General features: G+C 62.1%; 16 protein-coding genes. 6 read left to right on the top strand and 10 right to left on the bottom strand.

The window, feature by feature from the left end; translation table 11 throughout:
• Positions 1–8 precede the first annotated feature (8 nt).
• On the bottom strand, positions 9–1,136 hold the full coding sequence (locus tag EN804_RS19495; protein ID WP_135920865.1) for a BMP family ABC transporter substrate-binding protein: 1,128 nt from the start codon (positions 1,134–1,136) through the stop codon (positions 9–11).
• A gap of 331 nt (positions 1,137–1,467) precedes the next feature.
• Here EN804_RS19495 and EN804_RS19490 point away from each other — a divergent pair, with 331 nt between their 5' ends.
• Positions 1,468–2,139, top strand: coding sequence for a GntR family transcriptional regulator (locus EN804_RS19490; protein ID WP_127278478.1), 672 nt, complete (start codon positions 1,468–1,470; stop codon positions 2,137–2,139).
• A gap of 75 nt (positions 2,140–2,214) precedes the next feature.
• Here EN804_RS19490 and EN804_RS19485 read toward each other — a convergent pair whose 3' ends face one another.
• The 9 genes from EN804_RS19485 to EN804_RS19445 form a co-directional block, all read right to left on the bottom strand.
• Positions 2,215–3,126, bottom strand: coding sequence for an ABC transporter permease (locus tag EN804_RS19485; protein WP_135920863.1), 912 nt, complete (start codon positions 3,124–3,126; stop codon positions 2,215–2,217).
• The gene (locus tag EN804_RS19480) at positions 3,123–4,223 is read right to left on the bottom strand and encodes an ABC transporter permease (protein WP_127870088.1); all 1,101 of its coding nucleotides are present in this window, start codon (positions 4,221–4,223) and stop codon (positions 3,123–3,125) included. Before EN804_RS19480 ends, EN804_RS19485 begins: the two co-directional genes overlap by 4 nt.
• Positions 4,220–5,743 (bottom strand): ABC transporter ATP-binding protein, encoded by a 1,524-nt coding sequence (locus EN804_RS19475; RefSeq protein WP_135920861.1) that lies wholly within the window; start codon positions 5,741–5,743, stop codon positions 4,220–4,222. Before EN804_RS19475 ends, EN804_RS19480 begins: the two co-directional genes overlap by 4 nt.
• Positions 5,744–5,745: 2 nt before the next feature.
• Positions 5,746–6,840 (bottom strand): BMP family ABC transporter substrate-binding protein, encoded by a 1,095-nt coding sequence (locus EN804_RS19470; RefSeq protein WP_189343778.1) that lies wholly within the window; start codon positions 6,838–6,840, stop codon positions 5,746–5,748.
• A gap of 33 nt (positions 6,841–6,873) precedes the next feature.
• Positions 6,874–8,253 carry an amidohydrolase gene (locus EN804_RS19465; RefSeq protein ID WP_135920859.1) on the bottom strand — a complete coding sequence of 460 codons (1,380 nt, stop codon included), beginning with the start codon at positions 8,251–8,253 and terminating at the stop codon, positions 6,874–6,876.
• A 1-nt stretch (position 8,254) separates the two neighbouring features.
• On the bottom strand, positions 8,255–8,914 hold the full coding sequence (locus EN804_RS19460; protein WP_135920857.1) for a glutathione S-transferase family protein: 660 nt from the start codon (positions 8,912–8,914) through the stop codon (positions 8,255–8,257).
• On the bottom strand, positions 8,911–9,756 hold the full coding sequence (locus EN804_RS19455) for an aromatic ring-hydroxylating dioxygenase subunit alpha (RefSeq protein WP_135920855.1): 846 nt from the start codon (positions 9,754–9,756) through the stop codon (positions 8,911–8,913). Before EN804_RS19455 ends, EN804_RS19460 begins: the two co-directional genes overlap by 4 nt.
• A complete protein-coding gene (locus tag EN804_RS19450; RefSeq protein ID WP_135882369.1) occupies positions 9,753–10,403 on the bottom strand; it encodes a Rieske (2Fe-2S) protein in 651 nt (216 codons plus the stop codon). Before EN804_RS19450 ends, EN804_RS19455 begins: the two co-directional genes overlap by 4 nt.
• 158 nt (positions 10,404–10,561) lie before the next feature.
• Positions 10,562–10,795 carry an acylphosphatase gene (locus EN804_RS19445; RefSeq protein ID WP_135920853.1) on the bottom strand — a complete coding sequence of 78 codons (234 nt, stop codon included), beginning with the start codon at positions 10,793–10,795 and terminating at the stop codon, positions 10,562–10,564.
• A gap of 810 nt (positions 10,796–11,605) precedes the next feature.
• On the opposite strand from EN804_RS19445, the gene EN804_RS19435 reads away from it, so the two are divergent.
• From EN804_RS19435 to EN804_RS19415, 5 genes are all read left to right on the top strand, one after another.
• Positions 11,606–12,532, top strand: a complete 927-nt coding sequence (locus EN804_RS19435; RefSeq protein WP_127276601.1) for a transcriptional regulator — start codon at positions 11,606–11,608, stop codon at positions 12,530–12,532.
• A 104-nt stretch (positions 12,533–12,636) separates the two neighbouring features.
• Positions 12,637–14,142: an alpha-N-arabinofuranosidase gene (locus EN804_RS19430; RefSeq protein WP_135920851.1), complete on the top strand. Its 1,506-nt coding sequence runs from the start codon at positions 12,637–12,639 to the stop codon at positions 14,140–14,142.
• A gap of 114 nt (positions 14,143–14,256) precedes the next feature.
• Positions 14,257–15,531 (top strand): extracellular solute-binding protein, encoded by a 1,275-nt coding sequence (locus EN804_RS19425; RefSeq protein WP_135867304.1) that lies wholly within the window; start codon positions 14,257–14,259, stop codon positions 15,529–15,531.
• 58 nt (positions 15,532–15,589) lie between these two features.
• Positions 15,590–16,474, top strand: a complete 885-nt coding sequence (locus tag EN804_RS19420; protein ID WP_135920849.1) for a sugar ABC transporter permease — start codon at positions 15,590–15,592, stop codon at positions 16,472–16,474.
• Positions 16,471–17,313, top strand: a complete 843-nt coding sequence (locus tag EN804_RS19415; protein WP_135920847.1) for a carbohydrate ABC transporter permease — start codon at positions 16,471–16,473, stop codon at positions 17,311–17,313. Before EN804_RS19420 ends, EN804_RS19415 begins: the two co-directional genes overlap by 4 nt.
• The last annotated feature ends 2 nt before the right edge of the window (positions 17,314–17,315 follow it).

Genomic DNA, 17,315 nt, shown 5'->3' with positions numbered 1-17,315 from the left:
CCCCCAGATCAGGCGGTCGAGCCGACGACGCCCTCGACCAGATAGTCCATGCTTTCGAGCTCGATCGCTGTCTCCGGGAAAGCCTGCCCCGCAGTGGCGACGACGGCGCCCTTGTTGCTCTTCAGCGGTCCCTTGATGACGGCGAAGCCGCCCTTCATCATTTCAGCCAGGGTGGCGTCGAACTGCTTGCGGCCTGCTTCGCCGACGGCGGGCCCTAGCGGGCTCATCTTGACGAAGCCGTCGGCAAGGCCGCCACGCGTGAAGTTGGGCAGCGGCGTGCCGGCGACGAGATCGTCGACGAACATCTTGTAGACCTTGGCCCAGTTCCACTCGGCGCCGGTGAGATACTTTTCGGGCGCCAGCGGGCTCTGGTTGGCATGGTAGCCGCAGACGAAAGCGCCGCGCCCGGCGGCGGTTTCGACCACCACTTTCGGGCTGTCGACATGGCAAGTGATGACGTCGGCGCCTTGGTCGACCAGCGCATTGGTGGCTTCTGCTTCCTTAACCGCCAGAGACCACTCGCCGGTGAAGATGACCTGGCAAGTGATGGTCGGATCGACCGAGCGCGCGCCGAGCAGGAAGGAGTTGATGTTGAGCAGCACCTGCGGAATGGGCTTGGCCGCGACGAAGCCGAGCTTCTTGGTCTTTGAGGTGTGGCCGGCGACAACGCCGTTGAGATACTGGCCCATGCCGATATAGCCGAAATAGGAGCCGGCATTCATCGGGTGCTTCGCCTTGTCCCACATGCCGCCGCAATGGCGGAACTGCGCGTTGGGGAATTTCGCGCACATGGCCAGCATGTGGGGGTCGAAGTAGCCGAAAGAGGTCGGGAAGATCAGCGAGGCGCCGTCGAGATTGATCATCGATTCCATCGTTTTCTGGACGTCGACCGTCTCCGGTACGTTCTCCTCCTCCACGACGGTAATGCCCTCGATGGCCTTCAGCGTCGCCGCACCTTCGGCATGCGCCTGGTTGTAACCATAGTCATCCTTCGGCCCGACATAGATGAAGCCGACGGTGGCGCTGGCGGCAAAGGCCCTGCTGACGGGAAAGGCCGCGAACGCAAGCCCGAGTGCCGCTCCGGCGGCGGAGGTCTTGAGCAGCTGGCGGCGGCTAAGCAAGAATCGGTCGGTCATTTCTTATGCTCCCCTGTAGGACCTTTTCCGGGTCGGTTAACGCCTTCTCAAGAAAGTGCATGCAATTGCTATGCCAATCCAGAAATTAAAATTTACCCAATAAAATCAGTAATAATATCTTTTGGCATTGCACAATCGAAAGGCAATTGCATGCACTTTTTGCCTTGAAATCAGACAATTTGACAGGAAGATTAAAACATAGGCATACAGGGTACGACTCGGAAGCGGACTTTCGTTCGGCCGGTTCATGGTCTGGAAATGAAAACGGAGGCTTGGAGGAGGCGTGTCGGGAAAGCGCAGCTTGGTCCGATTGGGAACGACCGTTGATCAGATGGTGAGGGCCATCGGCGACCGCATCGTCACCGGCGTACTGCGCCCTGGTGAAAAGCTCGACGAAACCTCGCTTGCCGCCCGCTTCGAGGTGTCGCGCACCCCTGTGCGCGAGGCGCTCGGACAGCTAAGCGCCATGGGTCTGGTTGAAAGGCGACCGAACAGAGGCGCCATCGTCGCCGTCGTCACCCAGGAATATCTCACCTCGATGTTCGAAAGCATGGCTGAACTTGAAGGCATATGTGCGCGCTTCTGCGCCGAGCGCATGACCGTCAGCGAGCGCCGCGCGCTCGAGGCCGAGCACGAGGCCTCGGCACGGCTGGTGCGGCTGGGCGCCGAGGAAGACTATGAATATTTCAACACCGAGTTTCACAGCCGGCTCTATCGCGGCGCTCACAGCACGCACATCTATGAGCTGACAGCGACGACGCGCAGCCGTCTTGCCCCTTTCCGGCGTGCCCAGTTCAGGTTGGCCGGACGCCTTGCCAAATCCTGGCAGGAGCATGACGCCATAGTCACCGCGATCCTGCGTGGCGACAGTGCCGCTGCGGGGGCGGCCGCAAAGGACCATGTCGCAATCGTCAGCGTGGCAAGCGCAGTTTTTGCCGTCGGTGAGCAGCCAAGTGGCCCAAGAGCAGCAACGCCATTCGCCGCCACCTTATCAGGCAAATGACCTGAGCTTCTGAGGCTCATCCACTTTCGAGTATGTTGGCCCCTGAGGCCTGCTCACAAGCGGCATTGGAATTGCTCAGTGTTCGAAAGGCTCTCCCAGCGAAGCCACGCCGTTGAGCTTGAGCAGGCGCCGGTTCGAGGAAATGACGCCCAGCACGACGATTGTCACGAGATAAGGCAGGCTCGACAGAAGTTGCGAGGAAATGTCGAGCCCGGTCGCCTGGGCCGCGAGGCTTGCGAGGGAGACGGCGCCGAAGAGGCAGGCGCCGAGGAAGATACGGCTGGTGAGCCAAGTGCCGAAGACCACGAGCGCGATCGCGATCCAGCCGCGCCCGGCGATCATGCCGTCGGCCCAGAGCGGCGTGTAAACCACGGCCGCGTAGGCACCGGCGAAACCCGCAAACGCGCCGCCGAAAGCGACAGCGGCGAAGCGCACGGCAATCACCGGATAGCCCAGCGCATGGGCCGCCTTGGGATTCTCGCCGACGGCGCGCACGACAAGGCCGGTCTTGGTGTAGGCGAATATCGCCCAGATGGCGACGGTCGCGGCCAGCGAGAGCCACACGATGACGTCCTGAGCGAACAGGCCGCCGATGACCGGGATATCTGAAAGCCAGGGCAATGAAAGCTTCGGTAGGCCCTTGACCGTAAGGCTCTCATAGCTCTTGCCGAACAATGCCGAGAGGCCCTGGCCGAGTATGCCTATAGCGAGTCCCACCGCGACCTGGTTGGCGCGGAACCCCAGCGCGATGATGGCAAAGACAAGGGAAAGAGCCGCGCTGGCGAGGCCCGCGGCGAGGAAACCCAGGAGGTGACCGCCGCCGTGATAGACGATGATGAAGGCGACGACCGCTCCCATGGCCATCATTCCCTCCACGCCGAGATTGAGGACGCCGGCCCGCTCGGCCACCATTTCGCCCAGCGCGGCCAAAAGGAACGGCGTGGCCGCCGCCAGCATTCCGGCGACGATGAACTCGAGGGCATTCATGGAGTGCTTCCGTGAGCGGCATGGCGCCATTCGAGCCGGTAGCGGACGAAGGCCATGGCGACGAGATAGGCGAGCAGCAGGCTACCCTGGAAGACCCGGACAGCGGCGATCGGCAGATTTGCCGAGACCATGGCGTTGTCGCCGCCGATATAGAGGGCCGCCATGAGCAGCGCGGAAAAAACGATGCCTATCGGGTGAAGGCCACCGAGATAGGCCACGATGATGGCGGCGTAGCCGTAGCCGGTCGAGATGGAGCGCTGCAACTGGCCGAGCGGCCCGGCCACCTCGGCAGCCCCGGCGAGGCCAGCCGCTAAGCCACCGATGAGGAGCGAAAGCCAGATCGCGCGTCCTTCGTTGAAGCCGGCGTATCCGGCCGCGCGCGGCGCAAGGCCGCCGACCTGCAGCTTGTAGCCAGCGAAACTCCTTTGCATGAAGACCCAGGCCGCGAGGGAGAACGCGAAGGCGATAAGCAGCGAGACGTTGACGCGGGTGCCGGGGATCAGGATCGGTACCATCGCGTCGTACTGGAACATCACCGACTGCGGGAAGTTGAAGCCGGCCGGGTCCTTCCAGGGGCCAAGAAGCAGATAGTTGAGAAGTTGCGCCGCAACGAGCGCCAGCATGAGCGACACGAGAATCTCGTTTGCGTTGAGCCGCACGCGCCAGAACGCCGTGAGCGAGGCCCAAAGCGCGCCGCCCAGCGCGCCGAGGACGAGCATGGCGGGCCAGATCCACTGGCCTGTTGCCTGCGGGAGCCAAATGGGAATGGCCGACGCGAAGATCGCTCCGAGGATGAACTGGCCCTCGGCGCCGATGTTGAAGATCTTTGCGCGAAAGCCGATGGCAAGCCCCTGCGCAATCAGCAACAGCGGCCCCATCTTGAGCAGGACTTCCGAAAACGAGGCCCAGGACAGGAAGGGCTCAAGAAGCATCGCTTGGAAAACGGCGACCGGATCGCGGCCCATCAGGAGGTAGAGCCCGAGATTGAGCAGCGTCGCCGCGCCGAGTGCCGCGGCCGGTGCGGCCAGCTTGATTGCTGGCGAGGCGTGTTCACGTCGAATCAGCACGGGAAGGGAGGGTCGGAACGAAGCGCTCATGCGGGGATCTTTTCGGCCGTCGAATGCGCGCCGATCATGTAACGGCCGATCTCCTCGGGCTTGGTGTCGCGCGTCACTAGCGGCGCGCTCAGCCGACCCTGATGGATCACCTGGATCGCATCGCAAAGCTCGAACAGTTCCTCCAGTTCCTCTGAGATGACCAGAATGGCCATGCCTTCGTTGCGCAGGGCGACAAGGCGCTGGCGGATGGCGGATGCCGCGCCGACGTCCACTCCCCAGGTGGGCTGCGCCACAAACAGCAATTTAGGGGACAGCATAATCTCGCGGCCCACGATGAATTTCTGGAGATTGCCTCCCGAAAGCGCCCCCGCCTCGGCCTCGGGACCCGGTGTACGCACGTCGTACTGCCGCACGCAGTCTTCTGTGAAGGCCTTCGCACGGGCCGTGTCGACGAGGCCGCGTTTCAAGAGGCCGGAGGGATGTGCGGTCAGCAGGCTGTTGAGGACGAGCGACATTTCGGGCACCGCGCCACGGCCCAGCCGTTCCTCCGGAACGAAGGCGAAGCCCAGCCGCCGGCGGGCAGCCGCATCGAGCGCGCCGACATCCTTTCCCATGATGAAGATACGCTGTGACTGTTCGCGCGGCAGCATCGTCTCGCCCGAGATCAGCGCGGCGAGTTCGCTCTGCCCGTTACCCGAGATGCCGGCGATGCCGAGGATCTCGCCCGCCCGGACCGTCAGGCTGACATCGGAAAGCGCCGCGGCGAAGGGATCGTCGGGTCGATGGTCGAGGCCGACGATTTCAAGGCGCTTTTCCCCGCCGGAATGTGCGACTGCCGGCATGGGCTGCGGCATGTCGCGGCCGATCATCATGCGGGCGAGGTCGTGCGCGTCGTGGTCGCGGGGATCCACATTGCCGGTGATGCGACCGCCGCGCAGGATGGTCGCGCGGTCGCAGACCGCACGGATTTCCTCCAGCTTGTGCGAGATGAAAAGGATGGACACGCCGCCGTCGCGCAGCCGCCGCAATGTCTCGAAAAGCTTCTCCACCGATTGCGGCGGCAGGACGGAGGTCGGTTCGTCGAGGATCAGGAGCTGCGGTTCGGTCATCAGGCAGCGGATGATTTCCACCCGCTGCCGCTCTCCAACCGAGAGCGCGTGCACATGGGCGAGCGGATCGACTTCCAGGCCGAAGTCGCGGCCGAGCTTGCAGATGCCTTGCGCAAGGTCCGATTTCCTCCCGGGCACGACCAGCCGGACGTTCTCCACCACCGTCAGCGTCTCGAACAACGAGAAATGCTGGAAGACCATGCCGATCCCCTTGCGCCGCGCATCCGCCGGGGACGCGAGCGCCAGGGGGTCTCCTTTCCAGGTCGCTGTTCCGGCGTCCGGCTGCTCGACGCCGTATATGAGCTTCATCAGCGTCGATTTGCCCGCACCGTTCTCTCCGAGGATCGCGTGGATAGAGCGCGGAGCCACGTCCAGATCGATGTCGCGATTGGCATGGATCTGGCCGTAGCTCTTGGAGATGCCGCGCAGCGACAGGAGCGGGGCGGTCATGGTTACTTGGGCAGCGGCGTGGTGACGCCCTTGACGTGCCAGTCCATGGCGACGATCTCGGCTACGGCCATAGTCTTGCCGGCGGGGACGCCTTCGCTGCCGTCGGCCTTGGCGATCGGACCGGCAAAGGGCGAGAAGCTGCCGTCGGCGATCTTGGCTTCGACTTCCTTGATCTTGGTCATGATGTCTGCCGGGATGCCCGGGTTCCAGTCGACGACCTCGACGACCTTGTCGCCGACCCCCAGGAAGGCGCTGGCGCCCTTGAAGGTACCAGCAAAGTGGGCGTCGACCGAGGCTTTGAAGAAGGGCGACCAATCGGTCGCCACGCAGCCGAGATAGGTCTTGGGCGCGTATTTCTTCATTGACGAGTTGAGGTTGAAGGCGGGGATGCCTGCCTCTTCGCAAGCCGCGACGACGGAAGGCGTGTCCTGCGCGTTGGAGAAGATGACGTCGCATTTCTGCGCCAGCAGCGCCTTGGCGGCTTCCTGCTCCTTGGCCGGGTCGAACCAGGAATTCACCCATACGACGGAAACCTCGACATCGGGCTTCACAGCCTGCGCACCCAGCGTGAACGCGTTGATGGAGGTTATCAGCTCGGGGATGGCGAAGGCCGACACCGAGCCGAGCTTGCCCGTCTTCGAAAGCGAGGCCGCCGCCATGCCCATCAGATAGGTGCCCTGGGAATATTGTGCCGCGAAGGGTGAGAAGTTTGGCGCCACCTCGAAACCGGACGCGTGCAGCACGGTGACATCGGGATTGCGGCGCGCGATCTGCAGGGCGCCGTTCTGATAGCCGAAGGAGCCGGCGATGAGGACCTTGTTCCCGTCCGCGACCGCCTTGTTCATGATGCGGTCGGCGTCGGGGCCTTCCTGAATGTTTTCGAGGATGGTGACCTTCACCTTGTCGCCATAGGCGGCCTTGACCGGCTCGAGCCCGTCGGCCAGCGCACGGCCCCAGCCGACGTCGCCGACCGGCGAGGGGACCACCAGCACGATGCCCAGCGGTCCGTCGGCGGCGAGCACGCGGCTGCCCACCGCGGCGACGAGCCCGGTAGCGGCGGCGCCCTTCATCAAGGTTCTGCGGGTAAGATTTGTCAGCATGTCGGTTCCCCTTGCTTTTGGTTTTGGTTGCTAGAATTCCACGGTGGCGAGCGCCGCCTCGGCTTGCGCGAACAGCCTTGCCTCGTCGAGCCCGGGGAATTCTCCCTTGGCCCAGACGATGCAGCCGTTGATCATCGTCATGTCGGTCGGCGTGCCGATGCCCACCTTGGCCAGCAGGCTCAGCGGATCATGCCGCGTGCCGACATAGTCCATGCGCCGCGTGTCGATGGCGAACAGGTCGGCGGCCATGCCGGGCGACAGCCTGCCGATGTCGCCGCGCCCGAGCAGCGCCGCGCCACCTGTCGTCGCATAGCCGAGGAAATCGACCGGCGGCGGAACCGGGTGGTCGCGTGTCGACGCCGCAAGGCATTGCAGCATGTAGGCTGAATGGATGCAGTGCATCAGGTTGGAATTGTCATTCGAGGCGGCGCCGTCGCAACCCAGTCCTACACTCAGCCCGAGGGCCGACATCGCCGGTATGTCGGTGATTTCGGCGCCGACGAGATAGACCGGCTCCGGGCAGTGCGCCACGCCGGTGCCGGTGGCGGCCATCTTGCGCAGTTCGTCGTGGGTCAGTTCCCAGCAATGGGCATAGAAGGCATCCGTCCCGGAGAAACCGATCTCCGCGCAATAATCCACCGTGCGCAGGCCGTGGCGGGCTTGCATGACCGGACTTTCGCCTTCGCCGACATGGGTGTGCATGCGCACCTTGCGGTCGCGCGCCAGCGCTACCGATTCCACGAATGTCTCGCGATAGCAGTTGACCGGCTGGCAGGGCGCGACCACGACCTGACGCATGCTGAACTTACCGTCATCATGGTAGGTGTCGATTAGCCGGGCGCAGTCGGCGATGAACTCGTCCGTCGTTTCCAGCATGGCGTCGGGGATGGTCGAGCCTTCCGATTTCGGCAGCGTGTTGCCGCCACGTCCGGCATGGAAGCGCATGCCGAGCAGTTCGGCCGCCTCGAACTGTCGGTCGATCAGCCTTTTGCCGGCATGCCGCGGAAAGCAGTATTGATGATCGAATGCCGTCGTGCAGCCGTGCTTTATCAATTCCGCCATTGCCGTGACCGATGAGTGATAGAAGCACTCCTCGGTCAGCCGTGAGAACATGGGATAGATGCGGTCGAGCCATTCGATGACCGACAGCTTCGTCCAGTCCAGATCGGCGCGGTTGCGCACGAAGCACTGAAAGAAGTGGTGATGGGTGTTGACGAGGCCGGGATAGACGAACCAACCGGCGGCGTCCTGCGTGACGGTCCCCACAGGCAACTCACCCTTATCCAGGGCTTCGCCGATGGCCCGTACAGCCGGGCCGTCGGTCAACACATCGACGTTGCGGCGGACGCGCGGACCGTCGCCATCGTCCACGATGACCGCGGCACAGTTCTTCAACAGATAACCCGCCATTTCAGGCCTCGCCTACTTCTGGGACGGGCTCGGGTTTGAGCTCATGCAGCCGGTGGATGCCAGGCATCTCGATGAAGCCGTCGAGACCGCGGATGGCCCGCGACCATAGACGGATCGCGGGATAAGGATTGAGCGAGACCCCGCCGTCCGGCGCCAGCGCCACATAGGGGAAACAGGCGATGTCCGCGACCGTCGGCCGGTCCGATGCGAGGAAGCGCTGGCCGCGGATACTCTGTTCTACGAGACCAGCTTCCAATTCCCGCAGGGCTGCCGTCCCCTGTCCCTTAAGGGCATCGATGTTGCCCGGGCGCAGCAGCATCTCGTGCAGGCGCGCCGCCCCCAGGCTTGCTGTCAGTCGATGCGAGAACGAAAGCCATTGTTGGACACGCGCCGCTTGCACGGCCGTATCGTTGCCCAGCCATTGCGGTGCCGCCTTTGTAGCGAGGTAGACAAGCATGGCCGAGGATTCGGTCAGGACGAGGTCGCCGTCCTCAAGGATCGGGATCGAACCCGCCGGGTTGAGCGCCATGAGTTCCGGACCGCGATGCTCGGCACCGGGATGGAAGTCGACGGGCCGAATGCTGAGCTTCACCCCAGCCAGCGCCGCCATCAGGCGCACCTTGTAACAGCTCGGCGACAGCACGTAGTCGTAGAGCTTCATTGCGCCACCAGTTGCGCGCCGTAGGTGTAACCATGGCGCTTCAGCCAGCGCCGGTAGGCAACCGAAGTCAGGTCGGCTCGCGTGGGAATCTCCATGCCGGGGTCGAGCGGCAGCAACCTCGGGATCTGGTTTTCGAGGATCGACCGGTCCTGCACGAAGATCGTCTGCTGGAAATGGATCAGGTCCGTCATCGGCGTCTCGTCGTCGAACAGCGCCATCCAGGGCCACACGTCACACAGGTCTTCGGCAAGTGGCTGCACGAAAAGCGTAATGACGTCCCATTCGCCGGGACGCGGCGGGCAGGTCTTGTAGAGGATCGAGCATGTCGGCGCGGGCACGCGATACATGTACTCCGTCGTTATGCCGCCCTCCGCCGACTTCGCGGCCTGCGGCTGGTAGAACTTCACCTGGGTAGCCCAAACCTCGTCTTCGTCCTCGCGGATTTCGACCTTGTAGTTCTGGACCTCCGTGTGCGGTTCGGAGCCCAATATGTCGGTGTGGACGAATGGAAAATGCGCAATGTCCAGGAAGTTCTCCACCGCGCGCAATGGCGAACAGCGCACGCGAACCACGCCGACATCGACGAGCCGGCGGCCAGGCTGATCGGCCTCGGGGATCGCAAACAGCGGCTTTTTCGGATCGCCGAGCGATGACCAGACATGGCCATAGCGGATGCAGGTTGGGAGGACACGTCCGTTGCGGCCTGTGACCTTGGCGGTTCCGTCTTCGCCGCGTCTCACCTCGATGGGCTCGCCCATCAGGGCCGTGCCGCGCCCATGCGCGTCGAGCTGGCTCGCAAGGCCGACGGGATACCATTCGTCGATCATCGCGTTGCGGGTCATTGGACGGCCCCACCGCTCCGAATTCTCTCGGCCGCCCGCCGCAGCGTTTCGGCGGCCCTCGACGCGGCGATCCGTTCGGTCGGATTGGCGTCCTCGCCCACCAGAACATGCATAAGCGTCCGGGCTTCCCCATCGGGCGCAAGCAGCAGCCGAAGCGTCAGGCCATGGTTGCTATGGTCGAGCAGGCCTCCCGCGGCCTTCGCGCCCGCGGCCGCCTCCAGCGCCGCGACGTTCGCTTCCACCATCATGGAACGCAGCGGGGCAACGCCGTCGAGCCGCGGCGGAGGGGCAGCGGCTTCGCCGGCGGAAATCCAGATGACACCGTCGCCATCCTCGACATGCTGCGTTGCAACGCGAATCGTGTCCGGCGGAGTCAGCGCCGGATGAGCGGGAATGCGCAGGCAATTTCCCTCCTGAGCATAGCCCCAGCCGTGATAGATGCAGGACAGGGTCTCACCGCGTACAAAGCCGTGGGAAAGGCGCATGCCGCGATGGGGGCATCTGTCCGCAAACGCCGATGCTCGGCCCGAACGGCTTCGCCAAAGCGCAACCGGCCCAGCCGGGGACTGCGCGGGCATTACGGTTCCCGCCGGCAAGTCCGCGGAGAGGGCAACAGGTATCCATGAGCCGGTCGGATAAGGCGGCATACATCAACTTTCAAACAACACCAGCATCTTCCTGAGCGCAGCTTCGCGGTCAAGCATATGCTAATAGGCGGGTCACGTTTGCACAACATTTCCTCACGGGCAATAATGCCCAAAAAAGGTGCATGGCACCTTGGCAGGCAGAAGCCGCAGGCCGGAAACTAGCCCGATTCGCTCTCGATCGGCGCCCGATGGATGGCCTCGACCCAGACATCGATTGGTCCAAGCGAGCATCCCATCTCCATCATGTCGATGAGTTCGGCCGGACCGGCAATGTCGAGTTCGATGCGATCGGGACCGGCAACCCATATGGCCTGCGCGAGCCCGAGCTTGGCGGCATGACGCTCAATCCACGGAAGGAAGGATGCCGCCTCCACATCGCCGAGGATCGTCATGCGCTCCCGCCAGGGGAATCGATATTGCTCGCTCACAGAAAACCTCGGCAATGAAACAGATATCTATCTATCTGCATTGTGCTCAATCGCTGATGCATTTAACCAAGCGCCATGAGAAGGTCGAGTGTGGGCTTGTGACCCCTCAGTCGTCTATGACGTCCGCAAAATCCCTGGTCAACATGCGTCCATCGACACTTTGTGAGACAAGACAGACTTACCGCTTGCATTAAAACTAGTCCTGCTGCTCGACCTTGGGTTCGCCAGACCATACGAGAGAATACGAAGGGAATGGGTTGGCGAACCATCCTCTAACATATTGATTTTCCGTGGAAAACGACGCCCCTCCGGGCCCACCATCGTCGTTATTTATCAATGCTTTATGGCCATTTTCTTCCTCGTGTTGGCCAAGTGGGAGGCGGCGAGCCTCCGCGCATCACTTTGATTTTGTTGCCTTACGGTGGGCTGCTGAGGGCTAAGGGCGTCAAGGGATTGACATATCGAGTGCGCGCTGTGCGCGCTTCATCCAACCCCGCTCAAACATGGGTCTGGGAAAGTCTTGATCCGCTGAGCATGAGGACCTAGCGCTCATCCTGATCAGACCGACGGATCCGCGCTCAATGATCTCTGTCGGCAAGACGGGCCGTTCTGGGGCGCGCATTTCACCCTTCAAACGGCGCATGAGAAGTTCCGCGACGCTTTTGCCAAGTGCATGGGCATGCTGACGGCCAGGAGGTTCAATTCATAACGCCACCGTCTTTATTTGTATCTGATCTGCTGATACATAACCCCGTGTGACGACTGCGGGGCCATATGTCGAATGAAATCATGGTTGTCGATCCGCTTGAGCGGCTTGACTTGTTGAAGAGCCTCGCGAGCGAGGTCCGGGTCCGGATTCTCGATCTGCTGCACCGCAAGGGGCCGAAAAACGTCAATCAAGTGGCCGAAGAACTGGGTCTTCCGCAATCAACGATTTCCGCAAACATCCAGGTTCTTGTCGATGTCGGTTTGATCGAGACGAAATCACAGAAGGCGCGCAAGGGAAGCCAGAAGGTTTGCTATTCGACCTTCTCCGAGTTGGTTGTCGTCTTTAAGGACCGCCCGCCGGCGCAGGATCTCGGCGTCATAGAAGTGGCGATGCCGCTTGGACTCTATACGAGATGCGAAGTTTCCGCTCCCTGCGGCCTGTGTTCAAAAGACGGCGTCATCGGACTTCTCGATGTGCCCGACACCTTCCTCGATCCTGACCGTATGCGGGCAGGGCTGCTGTGGTTCACGCGCGGCTTCGTCGAATACCAGTTTCCCAACAATGCGACGCTTGCCAATGCCAAAGTCGGCGGATTGGAACTAGCGATGGAGCTTTCGTCTGAGGTCCCGGGCACATCGAAGGATTGGCCATCGGACATCACGGTAGCGATCAACGGACACGAGATAGATACCTGGACGGCCCCAGCCGACTATGGCGACAAGCGCGGCAAGCATACGCCCGGCTGGTGGAAGCTGGCCGGATCGCAATATGGCGACCTCACACACTGGCGCGTCACGAACAACGGCACCTATCGCAACAACAACAAGGTTTCCAAATGCTCGCTGGCTGATCTGGAGCTTGAGCGGCACCGCTCGATCCGGATACGAATCGGCGTGAAGGAAGATGCGCGTCACCCCGGCGGCATAAACATCTTCGGTAGCGGCTTCGGCAATTACAGCAACGACATCGTTCTGCGCCTGCTGAAGGCTTGAGAGCGTATTAGGCCCTTGACGGGCGAACGAACTCCGCCCTTAACTGACCCGCGACCCGGATATAGACCGGAAAGTCGGATTGATAATCCGCAGTGGGAGGGATCATGAAGGCCAGAGTCACGGCGAACGCGGCCTATGCCGTCGCGGATATCGACAAACGTCTTTACGGCTCGTTCCTCGAGCATCTTGGTCGGGCGGTCTACACGGGCATCTACGAGCCCGGACATCCGCAAGCGGACGCAGAGGGGATGCGCAAGGACGTGATCGAGTTGGTGCGTGCGCTCGACACGCCGATCTGCCGTTACCCGGGCGGCAACTTCGTGTCCGCCTACAATTGGGAAGACGGCATAGGCCCAAAGGAGAACCGCCCGCGGCGGCTGGATCTTGCCTGGCGCACCACGGAGCCGAACCTGGTTGGAATCCACGAATTCGCCGACTGGGCCGAAAAGGCCGGCACCGAGATGATGCTTGCGGTCAATCTCGGTTCCCGCGGCCTCGACGAGGCGCGGGCGTTCGTTGAATACGTCAACCACCCGAGCGGCAGCTACTGGTCCGACCTCAGGGCCAAGAACGGACGCGCGCAGCCCTGGAACTGCCGCCTCTGGTGTCTCGGCAATGAAATGGACGGTCCCTGGCAGGTCGGCCACAAGTCGGCGGAAGAATACGGCCATCTGGCCAACGAGACGGCCAAGGCGTTGCGCGGCCTCGACCCAACGGTGGAACTGGTCGTCTGCGGCTCGTCGCATTCCAATATGCCGACCTATCCGCAGTGGGAAGCAACCGTGTTGGAAGCGACCTACGAGCAGGTCGACTACATCTCTCTCCACATGTATTTCGAAAACTACGAGAAGAATACGGCCGAATATCTCGCTCTTCCTGCGAAACTCGACCGCTACATTGGCACGGTCTCCGGCATCATCGACTACGTGAAGGCCAAGACCCGCTCGAAGCGGGAGGTGAAGATCTCCTTCGACGAGTGGAACGTCTGGTACCATCAGCGCAAGCGGGACGCCGAGCGTATGCGCGACTGGGACTGGCCGGAAGCGCCCAGGCTTCTGGAAGACATCTACAATTTCGAGGACGTGCTGCAGGTCGGCTGCATCATCAACACCTTCATTCGACGGTCGGATATTGTTCGCATCGCCTGCATTGCGCAGCTGGTGAACGTTATCGCGCCGATCATGACCGATCCCGGCGGCAGCGCCTGGCGGCAGACGATCTACTGGCCTTTTATGCTGGCCTCCAAGCACGGCCGCGGCACCGCGCTGCAGCTCGCGGTCGAGGTGCCTACCTATGACGCGGCCGCTGCCGACAAGGTGCCATGGCTCGACATTGCGGGCGTGCATAATTCGAACGCCGGCACGCTGACCTTCTTCGCAATCAACCGGCATGGGTCCGAGACGATAGAGGCCGACGTCGCCCTAGAGCGGTTCGCCGCCAAGTCCATCGAGCATACGATCATCCGTCATGACGATCTCGAGGCCTGCAACACGAAGGACGCGCCGGACAACGTATCACCGGTCAAAGGCAATGGGGCAGCGCTCAGCGGCAAGGGAATGACGCTGAACTTGCCGCCGCACTCCTACTCGATGGTGCGCGTGACACTTTGAGTTAATATCCGAGTATCAGATATATACCGTAAAATCCGTTGCAGGCGAAGTGGTTTGGTGTAGCATTGAAACGTTCAAGGCGGATCTAACCGCCGTACTCGGGAGGAAGCTGAGATGAACTTTCGCAAGATGATGGCCCTAGCGGTGGTTGCGGCCGGAGGATTTTGGGCCGTCGCGGCCCAGGCCGAAGAAACCGTCGCATGGTGGGATTTCCTCGGCGGCGGTGACGGCGTGCGCATGAAGCAGATGATCTCCGACTTCAACGCCGCCCACGCTGGCAAGATCAAGATCGACGCCACGACGCTGGAGTGGGGCACGCCCTTCTACGCGAAGGTGCAGACCTCGGCCGCGGTCGGTGAGGCGCCTGACGTCATGACCTATCATGCCAGCCGCATCCCCTTGGCGGTGAGCCAGGACATTCTCGAAGAAATCACCGCCGACGATATGAGCAAGATGGGCCTCTCGGCCTCGGACTTCGCCCAGACGACGATGGGCGCCGTGACGGTCGACGGCAAGCAATACGCGGTGCCGCTCGATACCCATCCGATCGTCCTGTACTACAATCGCGTCCTCCTGAAGAAGGCAGGCGTGCTCGGCGACGACGGCCGTCCCGTGGGTATGAGAAACAAGGAGGAATTCACCGCGACACTGCAGAAGTTGAAGGATGCCGGCGTCGAGTTCCCGCTGGGCAGCGTCACCGCCGACGGCAACTTCATGTACCGCACCATTTATTCGCTGGTGTGCCAGCAAGGCGGCGAGCTTCTGACGGGCAACGAGTTCCTCGCCGGCGACAATCCTCAAAAGCTGGCGAAAGCGTTAGCGGTCCTGCAAGGGTGGACGAAGGCCGGGCTGCAGTCGACCTATACGGACTATCCCGCGACCGTCGCCCTGTTCACCTCGGGCAAGGCCGCGATGATGATCAACGGCGTCTGGGAAGTTCCCACGATGACCGACCTCGCCAAGCAAGGCAAGCTGTTCGACTGGGGCGCCGTCGAGATCCCGGTGATCTTCGACAAGCCATGCACCTATGCGGACAGCCATTCATTCGCAATCCCGAAGAACAAGGGCAAGGAAATCAGCCCGGAAAAGCGTGCTGCCGTTCTCGAGGTGATCTCCTGGATGGACAAGCACTCGCTGTTCTGGGCCACGGCAGGGCACATCCCGGCCTACAAGCCAGTCACCGAAACCGGTGAATACAAGGCAATGGAGCCCAATGCGACCTACTCGACGCTGACGGCCAACATGATCTTCGATCCGAAGTCGCCCAAGGCTGGTGTCGCCGGGCCGATCTTCGACATCATGTCAAATTATTTTGTGCCGACCCTCAATGGAGAGATGGACCCCGGCGAGGCGGTGAAATCCATCAAGGAAGAGTTGAACAGCATGTAAGGCTCAAGGCTGGGGCCGCCCCGCCCAGGGCGGCCCCAGCCGTGTTCGAGGAAGAGCCATGCTTCGCAACTCCCGCACTGAACGTCTTGTCGCGCTGGTGCTGGTCGCTCCCTTCCTGGCGATCTATCTGCTGGCGTTCGTCTATCCGACGGTCCAGATGTTCCGCATCTCCTTCACCGATGCGCCGCTGATCGGCGCTGGTCGATGGGTTGGTCTCGACAACTACCTGCGGCTCGACAACGACCCGATGTTCCGGCGCGCGCTCTGGAACACCGCTTATTTCGTGCTGATGACGGTCGTCCCAGGGACACTCATCGCCCTGTTGATCGCGCTAGGCGTGTCGCGGCTCAAGGGCCGCTTCCAGTCGATCGTGCTGGCGCTGTTCTTCCTGCCCTACATCCTGCCGGTGTCCGTCGTCTATCTGATCTGGGACTGGACGCTGAATTTCCAGTTCGGGATCGCGATGCATGTGCTGGACTGGCTCGGAATCCCGCGCGTGCCGGTCTTCAAGTCGCGCGTCTGGTTCTTGCCGGCTGTGGCCGGGGTGACGATCTGGTGGACCGCAGGCTTCTCGATCCTCCTCTTCCTCGCCGGACTGCGGTCCATACCAGTGGAAATCTACGAAGCCGCGGCGCTCGACAACTCGACGCGATGGACCACGTTCCGGCGCATCACATGGCCGCTGCTGTGGCCGATCACCTCGCTGGTGTTCACCATCCAGCTCATCCTGCAGCTTAAGATCTTCGACCAAGTCTATCTGTTCTCGATCGGCGGCCGGCCGAACGACAATATGGTGCTCGTCTACTACGTCTTCCAGAAGGCCTTCCAGCAGAACCAGGGAGGCAGGGCGGCAGCCGTCGCCGTGACCCTCTTCGTGCTTGTGGTGGTCGTCTCGGTCCTGCAATTCCAACTGCTCCGGTTCGCCGAAAGGCGGCGCCGATGAACGCCGTGGCTGCTCAACGCTGGAACTTCTGGGGCGGGATCATCACCGCACTGACGCTCGTCTGGGCCATCCTATGGGCGTTCCCGCTCTACTGGGGTGTGATCTCATCGCTCAAACCGGACGACGAGGTCGTGCGGCCCTACATCGAACTCTGGCCCGAGACGCCGACGCTGGAGAACTACGTCAGCGCCCTGGCCACCACGCAGATAGGCGCCTGGTACGTCAATTCAGTGGCGGTCGCGGTCGGCGTAACGGTCATCACCATCTTCATCTCGATGCTGTGCGGCTACGCAATCTCGCAGTTGCGGTTCCCGGGGCGGATCGCGCTTTGGTGGCTGATCCTTGCCTCCTTTATGGTGCCGACTTCGGCGCTGATCATCAATCACTTCGTGCTGGTCGCCAACCTCGGCCTGCTCAACAGCTGGGCCGGAATCATGTTGCCGCAGCTTATCCACCCCGTCATCATCATCGTGTACAAGCAGTTTTTCGATCAGGTCCCGAAGGACTTCCGCGAGGCCGCGGTCATGGACAATGCGTCCGAATTCGGGATCCTCTTCAAGATCTACATGCCTATGAACTGGGGGGTAACCACCGCGCTGTCGATCGTCTGCTTCATCTGGACGTGGAACGCGTTCTTGTGGCCGTTCCTCTCGGTGACCCGCACCGAGATGATGACCATCACGGTCGGCATTACGCAGGTCAACGACGCCTTCGGTGTCTACTACGCGCGCCAGCTGTCGGCAGCCGTACTGGCCGGCCTGCCGGTGGCACTGGCCTACCTCTTCTTCCAGCGCCGGGTGACCGAGGCTATAACGCTCTCGGCAGGTATCAAGGGCTAGAG

This window comes from Mesorhizobium sp. M8A.F.Ca.ET.161.01.1.1 (genome assembly GCF_004792105.1).
Taxonomy (GTDB): Bacteria; Pseudomonadota; Alphaproteobacteria; order Rhizobiales; family Rhizobiaceae; genus Mesorhizobium.
The sequence above is the reverse complement of the archived record's forward strand: the minus strand, read 5'-3'. Positions and strand labels throughout refer to the sequence as shown.